Annotated in this window: 13 protein-coding genes; 6 read left to right on the forward strand and 7 right to left on the reverse strand. The window is 74.1% G+C overall.

The window, feature by feature from the left end; translation table 11 throughout:
* The first annotated feature begins 48 nt into the window (after window positions 1-48).
* The gene (locus tag IGA62_RS18570) at window positions 49-396 is read left to right on the forward strand and encodes a MoaD/ThiS family protein (RefSeq protein ID WP_145819572.1); all 348 of its coding nucleotides are present in this window, start codon (window positions 49-51) and stop codon (window positions 394-396) included.
* 11 nt (window positions 397-407) lie between these two features.
* Window positions 408-1373 carry a PLP-dependent cysteine synthase family protein gene (locus IGA62_RS18575; protein ID WP_145819571.1) on the forward strand — a complete coding sequence of 322 codons (966 nt, stop codon included), beginning with the start codon at window positions 408-410 and terminating at the stop codon, window positions 1371-1373.
* A 67-nt stretch (window positions 1374-1440) separates the two neighbouring features.
* On the opposite strand, the gene IGA62_RS18580 is transcribed toward IGA62_RS18575, so the two are convergent.
* Window positions 1441-1956, reverse strand: a complete 516-nt coding sequence (locus tag IGA62_RS18580) for a hypothetical protein (RefSeq protein ID WP_145819570.1) — start codon at window positions 1954-1956, stop codon at window positions 1441-1443.
* A 207-nt stretch (window positions 1957-2163) separates the two neighbouring features.
* On the opposite strand from IGA62_RS18580, the gene IGA62_RS18585 reads away from it, so the two are divergent.
* The 4 genes from IGA62_RS18585 to IGA62_RS18600 all read left to right on the forward strand — a co-directional run bounded on the left by IGA62_RS18585 (window position 2164) and on the right by IGA62_RS18600 (window position 5366).
* Window positions 2164-2913 carry an MBL fold metallo-hydrolase gene (locus IGA62_RS18585; protein WP_091457918.1) on the forward strand — a complete coding sequence of 250 codons (750 nt, stop codon included), beginning with the start codon at window positions 2164-2166 and terminating at the stop codon, window positions 2911-2913.
* A gap of 67 nt (window positions 2914-2980) precedes the next feature.
* Entirely contained in the window at window positions 2981-3709 is a 729-nt protein-coding gene (gene rph, locus IGA62_RS18590) for a ribonuclease PH (RefSeq protein ID WP_145819569.1), read from the forward strand.
* 55 nt (window positions 3710-3764) lie between these two features.
* Entirely contained in the window at window positions 3765-4382 is a 618-nt protein-coding gene (gene rdgB / locus IGA62_RS18595; protein ID WP_145819568.1) for an RdgB/HAM1 family non-canonical purine NTP pyrophosphatase, read from the forward strand.
* Window positions 4383-4442: 60 nt separating this feature from the next.
* Window positions 4443-5366: an AEC family transporter gene (locus tag IGA62_RS18600; protein WP_145819567.1), complete on the forward strand. Its 924-nt coding sequence runs from the start codon at window positions 4443-4445 to the stop codon at window positions 5364-5366.
* A 129-nt stretch (window positions 5367-5495) separates the two neighbouring features.
* Here IGA62_RS18600 and hutH read toward each other — a convergent pair whose 3' ends face one another.
* The 6 genes from hutH to IGA62_RS18630 form a co-directional block, all read right to left on the reverse strand.
* The gene (hutH, locus tag IGA62_RS18605) at window positions 5496-7034 is read right to left on the reverse strand and encodes a histidine ammonia-lyase (protein ID WP_145819566.1); all 1539 of its coding nucleotides are present in this window, start codon (window positions 7032-7034) and stop codon (window positions 5496-5498) included.
* 61 nt (window positions 7035-7095) lie between these two features.
* Window positions 7096-8265 carry an imidazolonepropionase gene (hutI, locus tag IGA62_RS18610; RefSeq protein ID WP_145819565.1) on the reverse strand — a complete coding sequence of 390 codons (1170 nt, stop codon included), beginning with the start codon at window positions 8263-8265 and terminating at the stop codon, window positions 7096-7098.
* Between the two features lie 58 nt (window positions 8266-8323).
* Window positions 8324-9685 (reverse strand): formimidoylglutamate deiminase, encoded by a 1362-nt coding sequence (locus IGA62_RS18615; protein WP_145819564.1) that lies wholly within the window; start codon window positions 9683-9685, stop codon window positions 8324-8326.
* Window positions 9682-10938 (reverse strand): allantoate amidohydrolase, encoded by a 1257-nt coding sequence (locus tag IGA62_RS18620; protein ID WP_145822143.1) that lies wholly within the window; start codon window positions 10936-10938, stop codon window positions 9682-9684. The genes IGA62_RS18615 and IGA62_RS18620 overlap by 4 nt, the downstream gene beginning before the upstream one ends.
* Before the next feature lie 16 nt (window positions 10939-10954).
* Window positions 10955-12625 (reverse strand): urocanate hydratase, encoded by a 1671-nt coding sequence (gene hutU / locus IGA62_RS18625; protein ID WP_145819563.1) that lies wholly within the window; start codon window positions 12623-12625, stop codon window positions 10955-10957.
* 14 nt (window positions 12626-12639) lie between these two features.
* A complete protein-coding gene (locus tag IGA62_RS18630; protein WP_145819562.1) occupies window positions 12640-13497 on the reverse strand; it encodes a MurR/RpiR family transcriptional regulator in 858 nt (285 codons plus the stop codon).
* Window positions 13498-13861: the final 364 nt, after the last annotated feature.

Here is a 13861-nt window from a genome sequence, read left to right on the forward strand (position 1 = left end):
CCGCACCTCCGTCACCGTAGGCACACCCGAACGAGGAGTTACGACATCATGGCCATCGACGTTCGCATCCCCACCATCCTGCGCAGCTACACCGGCGGCGCGAAGGTCGTCGAGGGCGCCGGGGACACCCTGGCCGACCTGCTCACCGACCTCGACTCCCGGCACAGCGGGCTGCGCGCCCGGCTGGTCACCGAGACCGGCACGCTGCACCGCTTCGTCAACGTCTACGTCAACGACGAGGACGTCCGCTTCCTCGGCGCGCTCGACGCCAAGCTCGCCGACGGCGACACGGTGACGATCCTGCCCGCCGTGGCCGGTGGCGCGCTGGGCTTCGCCGCCATGGCGGCGATGAGCGGGCACGGCAGCGTCCGCCGCGCCTCCGTCGCCGTCCGCTGAGGCGGTCCGCCGTGGCGCGGTACGACAGCCTTCTCGACGCCTGCGGCGGTACGCCCCTGGTCGGGCTGCCGCGACTGTCGCCGACGGTGCCCGACGGGGCACCGCCGGTGCGGCTCTGGGCGAAACTGGAGGACCGGAACCCGACCGGCAGCATCAAGGACCGGGCGGCGCTGTTCATGGTCCGGGCGGCCGAAAGCGCCGGCCGGCTCCGTCCGGGAGACACCATCCTTGAGCCGACCAGCGGCAACACCGGCATCTCGCTGGCCATGGTGGCGAAGCTGCGGGGGTACCGGCTGGTCTGCGTGATGCCGGAGAACGTCTCGACCGAGCGGGTCCAGCTCCTCCGGATGTACGGCGCGGAGATCATCTTCTCGCCGGCCGCCGGCGGCTCGAACCAGGCGGTGGCCACGGCCAAGCAGATCGCCGCCGAGCACCCCGACTGGGTGATGCTCTACCAGTACGGCAACGAGGCCAACGCCCGGGCGCACTACGAGACCACCGGGCCGGAACTGCTGCACGACCTGCCCACGATCACCCATTTCGTGGCGGGCCTCGGCACCACCGGCACGCTCATGGGCACCGGGCGCTACCTGCGGGAGAAGGTCGAGGGCATCCAGATCGTCGCGGCGGAACCCCGCTACGGCGAGCTGGTCTACGGCCTGCGCAACATCGACGAGGGCTATGTCCCGGAGCTGTACGACGCGACGGTGCTGTCCCGACGTTTCTCCGTCGGCACCCGGGACGCGGTGCTGCGTACCCGGCAGCTGGTGGAGGTGGAGGGGATCTTCGCCGGCTTCTCCACCGGGGCGATCCTGCACGCCGCCCTTGCCGTGGCGCACGAGGCGGTCCGGGACGGCCGCCGCGCCGACGTGGCCTTCGTGGTCTGCGACGGTGGCTGGAAGTACCTCTCCACCGGCGCGTACGGCGGCACCCTGGCCGATGCCGAGGAGGCGCTCGACGGGCAACTCTGGGCCTGACCGCTGGGGCCGGGGGGCCGGCTGCCCCCGCACCGGCCCCTGCGGTGGCACTGCGGTGGCGGTCGGCTCAGGGCAGGCTGACGGTGAGCCCGGCGCTCACCCCGACGGCCAGGTTCGCCAGTCCGAGGGCGGCCCACCGCAGCCCCGGGCGGGCAGGACCGTGCAGGGCGACGCCGCCCAGGGCGATCCCGCCGAAGCCCAGGGCGGCCACGGTCGGCTGGTACCACTGCGGGGCGGTCCCGGCCAGCACCAGCACCAGACCTCGTACTCCCGAGGCGAGGGCCACCGCCCCCAGGCCGGTGGCCCAGCCGTAGATCACCAGGAGCCGGACGCTGCCGGCCGACCACGCCCGCCGGGGCGCCCGGTGTCGACCTCCCGGCACCGCCCGGGGCGATGCGGTGCGGCCCCCGGCCGGGACGGCGCCGGCACCCGGAACCCGTCCCGGAGCCGTCCCGGCCACCGCATCGGACCGCCGGACCGGGTCCGGTGTGGTCCGTGGCGGGTGGCCGGCGTCCTCCGTCTCGGTCAGCACGATCTGTTCCGCCCCCGTCGTCACCCCCCGCCGACGGTCGGCGGGTTTCACCGTGTGCAACGGTCTGATCCGGTAACCGTGACGGAGTGGACGGGGGAGACATGGAGGGGTGTCACGTTCGCGACAACTTCCATCAGATCATTCTTGCCACCGCCGTCACCGGCGTAGGCTGCGCAGCGTGGCGTACGCGTCGGTAGAGATCTTCGACGGGGCGAGTCTCGACGGGTTGACTACCGGCAGTGGCGACGGGGCGACCGCATGAGATTGACCGTGCTGGGCTGCGCGGGCAGCTTTCCCGGCCCTGAGTCCGCCTGTTCGGCGTACCTCGTGGAAGCCGAGGGTTTCCGGTTGCTGCTGGACTTCGGCACCGGTTCGCTCTCCGCGCTCCAGCGTTACGCCGGGCTGCACGCCCCGGACGCGATCATCCTGTCCCACCTGCACTGCGACCACATCCTCGACGCCGCCTCCTACGTGGTCGTCCGCCGGTATGCCCCGGACGGCCCGTACCCGCCGCTGCCGGTCTACGCCCCGGCTGGCGCCCCGGACCGGCTGAACGCCGTCTACGGGCACCAGGAGGAGGGGGGTGTGGAGGACGTCTACCAGTTCTACGCGCTGGAGCCGGGCACCTTCCCGATCGGTCCGTTCAGCGTCACCGTCGACCGGGTCAACCACCCCGTCGAGACGTACGGGGTCCGGCTGGAGCACGACGGGCGGGTCCTCTGCTACTCCTCGGACACCGCACCCTGCGAGCCCCTGCTGCGGCTCGCCCAGGACGCCGACGTCTTCCTCTGCGAGGCCAGCTATCTCGACGGCGTGGAGAACCCGCCGGACCTGCACCTGACCGGCCGGGAGGCGGGCGAGGCGGCGACCAAGGCCAGCGTCGGCCGGCTCCTGCTCACCCACCTGGTCACCGCCTGGGGCAGCGAGGCGCAGACGGTCGAGGCGGCCAGCGCCGCGTACACCGGCCCGCTGGACGTCGTCCGTCCCGGCTCCCGCTACGAGATCTGACCAGGGCCGGTCGCGGCGGCGGGAGACCCCGGGAGAGTCCGATCACGGCACCGCATAGAGTGCCTGCATGGCGCGACCTGACGGACGGCAGCCCGACCAACTCCGACCGGTGACCCTTACCCGGGGCTGGAGCACCCACCCGGAGGGTTCGGTGCTGGTGGAGTTCGGGAACACCCGGGTGCTCTGCACGGCCAGCGTGACCGAGGGGGTGCCCCGCTGGCGGAAGGGTTCCGGGCTCGGCTGGGTGACCGCCGAGTACGCGATGCTGCCCCGGGCCACCCACACCCGCTCGGACCGCGAGAGCGTCAAGGGCCGCGTCGGCGGGCGGACCCACGAGATCTCCCGGCTCATCGGCCGGAGCCTGCGCGCCTGCGTCGACCTGAAGGCCCTCGGCGAGAACTCGATCGTGCTCGACTGCGACGTCCTCCAGGCCGACGGGGGCACCCGCACGGCCGCGATCACCGGCGCGTACGTCGCCCTGCACGACGCCGTCACCTGGCTCGCCGGCCGTAAGGCGCTCGCCGGCAAGCCGGAGAAGGTGATGCACCGGTCGGTGGCCGCGGTGAGCGTCGGCATCATCGACGGTGAGCCCCGCCTCGACCTCGCCTACGACGAGGACGTGACCGCCGAGGTCGACATGAACGTGGTGTGCACCGGCACCGGCGACTTCGTCGAGGTGCAGGGAACGGGGGAGTCCGGAGTCTTCGCGCGCGGGCAGCTCGACGCCCTGCTCGACCTGGCCGTGGCCGGGTGCGACCAGCTGGCCGGGGCCCAGCGTGAAGCCCTCGGCCGGTGAACGCGCGAGGAGTGGGCCGTCGGGCCCCGCAGACGGTGACGAAAGGTGGTCCAGCGTGAACAAGGTCCTGCTCGCGACCCGTAACCGGAAGAAGCTGGTCGAACTCCAGCGGATCCTCGACGGGGCGCTCGGCGCGCACCGGATCGCGTTGCTCGGCCTCGACGACGTCGAGGACTACCCCGAGCTGCCGGAGACCGGCCTCACCTTCGGCGAGAACGCGCTGATCAAGGCGCGGGAGGGCTGCCGCCGTACCGGCCTGCCCACCATCGCCGACGACTCCGGCCTGGCGGTGGACGCCCTCAACGGCATGCCCGGGGTGCTCAGCGCCCGCTGGGCCGGCCGGCACGGCAACGACCTGACCAACCTGCAACTGGTCCTCGACCAGATCGCCGACCTGGCGGACGAGCACCGGGGCGCCGCCTTCGTCTGCACCGTGGCGCTGGTGCTGCCCGGCGGCAAGGAGCACCTGGTCGACGGCCGCCAGACCGGCCGGCTGCTGCGCGCGCCGCGTGGTGAGGGCGGGTTCGGCTACGACCCGATCTTCCTGGGGGACGGGCAGACCCGGACCAACGCCGAGCTGACCCCCGAGGAGAAGGACGCGGTCAGCCACCGCGGCAAGGCCCTGCGGGACCTGGCCAAGCTGATCGCCAAGGTGCTCCCCCCGGCGTCCTGACCCACCGCCCACCTGGTCCGTGCGCGGCGGGCCCGGGCTGACGGGAGGAAGAGGGACGACGTGCCGGGTGTCCTGACGGGATTCGCCGTCATCGTGGCCGTCGTCGCGGTCGGCTGGCTGCTCGGCCGGCGCGGCACCCTCGGGCCGGACGCGTCGACCGTGCTGTCCCGGGTGGCGTTCTTCGTGGCCACCCCGGCGCTGCTGTTCCTGACCACGGCCCGCTCCGACGTGCTCGCGGTCGTCTCCTCGGCCCTGGTCGTCACGGTGGTGGGCACCGCCGTGGTGGTGGCCGTGTTCGCGGTCGTCGCCGGACTCTGGTGGCGCCGGCCCGCGCCGGAGGTCACCGTCGGCGCGCTCGCCTCGTCGTACGTCAACGCGGCCAACATCGGCATCCCGATCGCCGTCTACGTCCTCGGGGACGCCTCGGTGGTCGTACCGGTGATGATGTTCCAGCTCGTCGTGATGACACCGATCGCCTTCGCCGTGCTGGAGACGGCGACCGGCACCCGGCGATCGCTGGCCCGGGTGCTGGTGCAGCCGCTGGCGAACCCGGTCACCGTGGCCTGTGCGCTCGGCGTGACCTGCGCGCTGGCCGGCTGGCTGCCGCCGGAACCGGTGCTGCGGCCGGTGGAACTCGTCGCGGCGATGGCGGTGCCCGCCGCGCTGCTCGCGTACGGGCTGTCGCTGCACGGCGCCCCGGCACCCGGCTCGGGGGAGACCGGCCGGGACGTCCGGCTCGCCGTGGTCCTCAAGACGGTGGTCCAGCCGGCGGTGGCGTACCTGGTGGCCCGGTTCGTGCTGGGGCTGCCGCAGCCGGTGGTGCTGGCCTGCACGATCACCGCGGCCCTGCCCACGGCCCAGAACGTCTTCGTCTACGCGGTCCGCTACGGCCGGGGGGTGGTGCTGGCCCGCGACGCGATACTCCTGTCGACCGTGGGCGCGGTGCCCGTGCTGCTCGGCGTGGCGCTGCTCGGCGCGCGCTGAGGCGGCGGCAGCGCGCTGAGATCGCAGGCCGCCGGGTTGGTTACCCGGCGCTGAGGTGGTTGCAGGGGCCCCCTGCTACCGCATTCTGATGAGCAAGGGCCCCCTGCAACCAGCCAAGCACCCGACGCCTCAACCCAGCGTCCCCACCTCCCGCTCGATGGCGGCGCGCAGCTGCGGGCTCCGGACGACCTCCCGAGCGGCCTCCATCACCGGGGCGAGGAAGACGTCCGGGCCGGGTTCCCCGGCCGCCTCGCCCAGGGCCGCCACCGCCGCCCGACCGGCCGGGGACGGGGTGAGCGGGGCGCGCAGTTGCAGCCCGCGTACCGCCGCGAGCAGTTCCACGGCGAGCAGGCTGGTCAGGTTGTCCAGCACCGTGCGCAGCTTCTTGGTCGCCGCCCAGCCCATCGAGACATGGTCCTCCTGCATGCCGCTGGTCGGCAGTGAGTCCACCGAGGCGGGGGCGGCCAGCCGGCGGTTCTCGGCGACGATCCCGGCCGCCGTGTACTGGGCGATCATGAGTCCCGAGTTCACCCCGGCGTCGGGGGAGAGGAACGCCGGCAGGTCCCGGGAGCGGGTCACGTCGAGCAGCCGGTCGACCCGCCGCTCGGCGATCGCGCCGACCTCGGACGCGGCGATGGCGAGGAAGTCGGCGGCGAAGCCGAGCGGCGCGCCGTGGAAGTTGCCGGTCGACTCGACGCGGCCGTCCGGCAGCACCACCGGGTTGTCCACCACCGACATCAGCTCCCGGGCGGCGACCTGCTCGACGAAGGCGAGGGTGTCCCGGGCCGCGCCGGCCACCTGCGGCGCACAGCGCATCGAGTACGCGTCCTGCACCGCGTGGGCCAGGTCGTCCCGGTGCGAGTCCATCACCGCCGAGCCCTGGAGCAGCCGGTGGATGTTCGCCGCCGAGGTCGCCTGCCCCGGGTGCGGCCGGATGGCGTGCAGCTCGGACAGGAACGGCCGTTCCGAGCCGAGCATCGCCTCGATGGCCAGCGCGGCGGTCACGTCGGCCATGGTGAACAGGTGGGCGGCATCGTGGATGGCCAGCAACAACATGCCCAGCATCCCGTCGGTGCCGTTGATCAGCGCCAGCCCCTCCTTGGCGGCCAGCGCCACCGGCTCCAGGCCGGCCCGGCGCAGCGCGTCGGCGGCGGGGACCTGCTCGCCGGACGGGCCGAGCACCCACCCCTCGCCGAGCAGCACCAGCGCGCAGTGCGCCAGCGGCGCGAGGTCACCGGAGGCGCCGAGCGAACCGTGCTCGGGCACCCACGGCGTGACGTCGTGGTTGAGCAGGTCGACCAGGGCCTCGGCGACCAGCGGGCGGACCCCGGAGCGGCCGAGGGCGAGCGAGCGTACCCGCAGCAGCATCATCGCCCGTACCACCTCGCGGGGCATCGGCGCACCGACCCCGGCGGCGTGCGAACGGATCAGCGCGTGCTGGAGTTCGGCCCGGCGCTCCGGGGCGACGAACGTGTTGGCCAGCGCGCCGAACCCGGTCGAGACCCCGTAGACCGGGCGGCCGGAGGCCACGATGCCGTCCACGATCGCGCGACTGGTCGTCATCGCGTCCACGGTGGACGGGTCGAGGACGACCTTCGCGGTGCCCCGGGCCACGGCGAGCACGTCGGCGGGGGAGACTCCGGTGGGCTGGACGGTCACCACGCTCACGATGTCACCCCGCTGCGGGTGTCGGCGGGGCGGAGGTCGGTGGGGCAGGCGCGTTGTGCGTTCATAGCGGGACTCCGTTGTGCAGGACCTGGCGGATGAGGGGCACCCCTGGCCGGTAGGCCAGGTGCAGGTGGGAAGGGGCGTCGAGGATCATCAGGTCGGCCCGGGCCCCGGGGGCGAGCACCCCCACGTCGTCGCGGCGCAGCGCCCGCGCGCCACCGGCGGTCGCGGCCCAGACCGCCTCCGCCGGGGTCATGCCCATCTCGCGTACGGCGAGCGCGAGGCAGAACGGCATCGACGACGTGTACGACGAGCCGGGGTTGCAGTCGGTGGCCAAGGCGACGGTGACCCGGGCGTCGAGCAGCCGGCGTGCGTCCGGGTACGGCGACCGGGTGGAGAACTCCGCGCCGGGCAGCAGCGTGGCCACCGTGGCCGATCCGGCCAGCGCGTCCACGTCGGCGGCGTCCAGGTGGCTGCAGTGGTCGGCACTGGCCGCACCGAGTTCCACCGCGAGCCGGACCCCCGGGCCGGGGCCGAGCTGGTTGGCGTGCAGCCGTACCCCGAGGCCGGCGGCCTGTCCACAGGTGAGGATCGCCCGGGCGTGGTCGGCGTCGAACGCCCCCCGCTCGCAGAACACGTCGATCCACTTGGCGTACGGGGCGGCGGACCGCAGCATCGGCCCGCAGACCAGCCCGACGTAGTCGTCCGGGCGGTCGGCGTACTCGGTGGGGACGACGTGCGCGCCGAGGAAGGTGGTCTCCCCGGTCACCTCGGCGGCGATCCGCAGCGAGCGGGCCTCGTCGGCGACGGTCAGGCCGTACCCGCTCTTGATCTCGATGGTGGTGGTGCCCTGACGTAGCGCCTCCGCGCGGAGCCGGCGCACGGTGGCCCGGAGCGTGTCGTCGGAGGCGGCGCGGGTGGCCGCCACCGTGGTCCGGATCCCGCCCCCGGTGTACGGCTGCCCGGCCATCCGGGCGGCGAACTCGGCGGCCCGGTCCCCGGCGAAGACCAGGTGGGCGTGACTGTCCACGAAGCCGGGGAGCACCGCCGCGCCGTCGGCGTCGATCCGCCGGGTGGCGGCCGGGGCGTACCGGGCCGGGCCGAGCCACGCGACGCGGTCCTCCTCGACCAGGATGGCCGCGTCGCGGCGGATGCCGAGCCGGCCGCCCTCCCCGGTGCCGGCCACGTTGGTGACCAGCTCCCCGATGTTGTCGATCAGCAGGCTGCTCACGCGGTGCCATCCTTGGTTCGCGACTGCGGGGCTCGCAGGATCGGCTCACTCCTCGCGCTCACCTGCTGATCACCGCCTGGATCGTGGCGACCAGTTCGGCGGGCACGTCGACCGTCGTGTGCCGTCCGTCGCGGACCACCACCCGGCCGTCCACCACGACCTGGGTGACGTCGGCCGCGGTCGCCGCGAAGAACACCCCCACCGGGGGTACGCCGGCCGTCCGCGCGCTGTCCAGCCGTACGGTGACCAGGTCGGCCCGGTCCCCCGGGGCGATCCGGCCGGCGTCGGCCCAGCCCAGCGCGGCGTGCCCGGTCACGGTCGCCGCGTCGCGCAACGCGGCCGGGGCGAAGTGGCCGCGCTGCCGGGTGCGCAGCCGCTCGTCCAGCTCCACCGCGCGGGCCTCCTCGAAGAGGTCGGCCACGGCGTGGCTGTCGCTGCCGAGGCTGAGCGGACTGCCCGCCTCGGCCATCCGGCGGGCCGGACCGATGCCGTCGGCGAGGTCCCGCTCGGTGGTCGGGCAGAGGCAGACCCCGGTGCCGCTCCCCCCGAGCAGACCCACGTCGGCACTGGTCAGGTGGGTGGCGTGGACGGCGGTGGTGGTCGGGCCGAGCACCCCGTGGTCGGCGAGCAGGCGGGCCGGGGTGCGTCCGTGCACCGCCCGGCAGGCGTCGTTCTCGGCGGGCTGCTCGGAGAGGTGCACGTGCAGCGGCGCGTCGTGCCGCCGCGCCCACTCGACGACCGCGTCGAGCTGGTCGGCCGGGACGGCACGGACCGAATGCACCGCCGCTCCGACCCGGGCGTGGTCACCGGCCGGGGTGAACGCCTCGACCCGGTCCGCCCAGCGGGCCGCGTCCCCGTCGCCGAAGCGGCGCTGCGGACCGGTCAGCGCCCGGCCGTCCACCGTCGCGGTCAGATAGCAGGTGTCCAGCAGGGTGATCCGGATGCCGGCCTGCGCGGCGGCCTCGACCAGCGCCGCGCCCATCGCGTTCGGGTCGGCGTACCGGCCGCCGTCCGGGCGGTGGTGCAGGTAGTGGAACTCGCCGACGCAGGTGACGCCGGCCAGCGCCAGCTCGGCGTACACGGCTCGGGCCAGGGCGAGGTAGGTGTCCGGATCGAGGCGGTCGGCGACCGTGTACATCAGGTCCCGCCAGGTCCAGAAGTCGCCCCGCCCGGCGTGGGTGCGGCCGCGCAGCGCCCGGTGGAACGCGTGCGAGTGGGCGTTCGCCAGGCCCGGCAGGGTCAGTCCGGGCAGGCGTACCGCGTCGGCCAGCACCTCGACCCCGGCGGCGGGCGCGGCCCGGTCGGCCAGCGGGGTGACCGCGGTGATCCGGCCCCCGATGGTCTCGATCAGCACGTCGGCGGTCGGTTCGGGATCGTCGGGCAGCCAGGCGTACTCGGCGAGCCAGCGGGTGGTGGTCATGCCGTCGCCCCGCCGGGGCGGCCGACCGGGGCGGGACGGGCGGCCAGCTCCGCCAGCACACGGGCCAGGGCGGTCACCCCGGCGGCGCAGTCGGCGTCGGTGGCCGACTCGGCGGGGGAGTGCGACACCCCCGTCGGGTTGCGTACGAAGAGCATCGCCGTCGGCAGGTGCCCGGCGAGCACCCCGGCGTCGTGCCCCGCCGCCGTGGGCAGGGTCGGCGCGTCGAGCAGCGTCGCCAGCCGCCCGCCCAGGCCCGCGTCGAAGCCCACCAGCGGGGTCGCCGACTCCTCGGTCACGATCACCTCGGTGCCGTCCCGGCGGGCCCGCTCGACGGCCTTGGCGCGGACCGCCTCGACCAGCTCGGCGAGTGTGCCCTCCTCGGCGGCCCGCGCGTCCAGCCAGCCGGTCACCCGGCTCGGGACGGCGTTGGTGGCGTTCGGCTCGACGTTGACCCGACCGACGGTCGCATGTGCGCCGCGCAACCGGGCCTCCTTGTTCGCGGCGAGGACGGTGAACGCGTAGGTGAGCATCGGGTCGCGGCGGTCGGCCATCCGGGTCGTCCCGGCGTGGTTCGGCTCGCCGGTGATGTCGAACCGCCAGCGGCCGTGCGGCCAGATCGCCGTCGCCACCGCGACGGGCGCGTCCCGGTCGACCAGCGCCCGCCCCTGCTCCACGTGCAGCTCGACGAAGGTGGCGAACCCGGCCAGCAGGTCCGGACGGGCCCCCGCCGGCCGGTCGCCGAACGCCTCGGCAAAGGCGACCCCGTCGGCGTCGCGCAGCCCGGCCGCGCGCTCGGGCGTGAGCGCCCCGGTGAGCAGCCGCGACCCCAGGCACGGTACGCCGAACCGGGCCCCCTCCTCCTCGACGAACGCGCCGACCACGATCGGCCGGTCCGGGGCGACGCCCGCGGCGCGCAGCTCGTCCACGGCGAGGAAGGCGCTGACGATGCCGAGCGGCCCGTCGTACGCCCCGCCCTGCGGAACCGAGTCGAAGTGGCTCCCGGTGAGCACCGCGCCGGTGGCGTCCGGGTCACCCCAGCGGGCGAAGAGGTTGCCGTTGCCGTCCCCGGTGACCGGCATGCCCCGCCGCTCGGCCTGCACCCGGAACCACTCCCGCAGCCGGCGCTCCGGCTCACCGAACGCGTACCGCAGGTAGCCGCCGGTGCGCGCGTCCCGCCCGATCGGCGCGATCTCGTCCCACAGCTCGCGGAAGCGGGTGGTGGTAGCAGGGGCCCCCTGCAGGGCGTTTTTGATGAACAAGGGGCCCCTCCTACCGCTCGGCCATGGGAACGCGCACCCCGGTACGGGTCGCCACCTCGTGGGCGTGGTCGTAGCCGGCGTCGACGTGCCGGATGACGCCCATCGCCGGGTCGTTGGTGAGCACCCGCTCGATCTTCTGCCCGGCCAGGGCGCTGCCGTCGGCCACGCAGACCTGACCGGCGTGGATGCTGCGGCCGATGCCGACCCCGCCGCCGTGGTGGATGGACACCCAGGATGCCCCGCTGGCGGTGTTGACCAGCGCGTTGAGCAGCGGCCAGTCGGCGATCGCGTCGGAGCCGTCGGCCATCGCCTCGGTCTCCCGGTACGGGCTGGCGACGCTGCCGCAGTCCAGGTGGTCCCGACCGATGACCACCGGGGCGGAGAGTTCGCCGGAGGCGACCATCTCGTTGAACCGCACCCCGGCGCGGTCGCGTTCGCCGTAGCCGAGCCAGCAGATCCGGGCCGGCAGGCCCTGGAAGGCGACCCGCTCCCCGGCCATCCGGATCCACCGGGCCAGGGACTCGTTCTCCGGGAACAGGTCGAGGATCGCCCGGTCGGTGGCGGCGATGTCGGCTGGGTCGCCGGAGAGCGCCGCCCAGCGGAACGGGCCCTTGCCCTCGCAGAACAGCGGCCGGATGTACGCGGGCACGAAGCCGGGGAAGTCGAACGCCCGCTCGTACCCGCCGAGGCGCGCCTCGCCCCGGATCGAGTTGCCGTAGTCGAAGACCTCCGCCCCGGCGTCGAGGAACCCGACCATCGCCTCGACGTGCTTCGCCATCGAGGCGCGGGCCCGGTCGGTGAACTCGGCCGGCTTCGCCGCCGCGTACTCCCGGGCGTCGGCCAGCTCCACCCCCTCCGGCAGGTACGACAGCGGGTCGTGCGCGCTGGTCTGGTCGGTGACGATGTCGATGTCGACGCCTCGGCGCAGCAGTTCCGGGAAGACGGTGGCCGCGTTGCCGACCACCCCGACGGAGAGCGCCCGCCGCTGCCGCTTCGCGGCGAGCACCCGCTCGACCGCGTCGTCCAGGGAGTCGGCGACCTCGTCCAGGTAGCGGTCGTGCACCCGGCGGTCCAGCCGGGACCGGTCGACGTCGACGATCAGGCAGACCCCGCCGTTCATGGTGACCGCGAGGGGCTGCGCTCCCCCCATCCCACCGCAGCCGGCGGTGAGAGTCAGCGTTCCGGCCAGCGAACCGTCACCGGCCGGTTGCCCGTCGCCGGCGAGTTTCGCGGCGACCGCGGCGAACGTCTCGTAGGTGCCCTGGAGGATGCCCTGGGTGCCGATGTAGATCCACGAACCGGCGGTCATCTGCCCGTACATGGTCAGGCCGAGCTGCTCCAGACGGCGGAACTCGGGCCAGGTGGCCCAGTCGCCGACCAGGTTGGAGTTGGCCAGCAGCACCCGGGGCGCCCACTCGTGGGTGCGCAGCACGCCGACCGGCCGGCCGGACTGCACCAGCATGGTCTCGTCGTCCCGCAGGTCGGTCAGGGTCCGTACCAGCGCGTGGTACGACGGCCAGTCCCGCGCGGCCTTCCCGGTGCCGCCGTAGACCACCAGGTCCTCGGGGCGCTCGGCGACCTCGGGGTCGAGGTTGTTCATCAGCATCCGCAGGGCGGCCTCCTGCGGCCACCCCCGGGCACTGCGCTCGGTGCCGCGAGCGGCACGGACGGGCTGGTACATCGTCGGATCTCCTCTCACCCGAGGAACAACTGTCGGCGGGCGGCGGACGCCTCGAACGCCTCCAGCCGCGCCTGCGTGTCGGTCGGCGCGGCGTCGCAGATCGCCTGGAGCACCACCATGGCCAGGGCCATCGGGGCGGTGTGCAGGTCGAAGACCAGGTCGGTGCCGACGGCGGCGGGCAGCACCAGCTCGGCGTACTCGGTCGCCGGGCTCACCGGCGAGTCGGTGATCGCCACGACCCGCAGGCCGGCCTCCCGCGCGGCACGCAACGCGTCCAGGGTCTCCCGGGGGTAGCGGGGCAGGACGAAGGCGAGCAGCGCGTCCGCGCCGGCCACGGCGGCCTGCTCGAGGCGGTCGGCGAGCAGGCTGCCACCGGTGTCGACCACGCGGACGTCCGGGTGCACCTTCGCGGCGAAGTACGCGAAGTAGGCGGCCAGCGGCGCCGCGGCGCGCAGACCGAGCACCGGCAGCGGACGGCTGGCGGCCAGCAGCGCGCCGGCCGACGCGATGCGCTCCCGGTCGGCGAGCTGCCCGGCGAGCCGGTCGAGGTTGGCGATCTCCGCCCGGACGGCGCGTTGCAGCTCGTTCTCCCCGGCGGACGGGCCGGTGACGCCGGTGCCGGTCAGCTCGCGCAGCCGGCGGCGCAACGCCGGGTAGCCGTCGTGGCCGAGCGCGACCGCGAAGCGGGTCACCGACGGTTGGCTGACCCCGGCCAGCTCGGCGACCTCGGCGGCGGAGAGGTAGGCCACCGAGCCGGCGTGCTGCACCAGGCAGTGCGCGATCCGGCGCTGCGTCGGGGTGAGCCGGGCGCCGTGGAACAGATCCAGCAGCCGGTCGCTCGGCGCAGCCGCGATGGTGGCCGTTTCATTCATGCCCTGACCTTATGCATGAGAACTTTCAGCAGGCAAGGCCAGGGCGTCAGGGGGTGGCTGGTCAGACCGGTGGCGAGGGGAGGGGGCGGGTGCCGGCCCGGTCCGGCCACGCCGGTCTCGTGGGCCGTCACCGCCGGCCCTGGTCGGACCGGGATGGCCGCACCCCGCGAGTGCCTTCCGGTCGACGACCGGGGCTTGGGCGGGCGTTGGGGTCCGGTCCGGAGGGAAAGCGCTTTCGTATTCAAGGGTGACTATGTAGTTAGTTGCTACTCAGCGACTGAGTCGGTGTTTCCGACTGATTGGTGGAACCCGTAGTAAACGGACAGTCCGGCCTCCGAGGGGAATGCGTCCGGACTGATGTGGG

Source organism: Micromonospora sagamiensis (assembly GCF_014680085.1).
Taxonomy (GTDB): Bacteria; Actinomycetota; Actinomycetes; order Mycobacteriales; family Micromonosporaceae; genus Micromonospora; species Micromonospora inyonensis.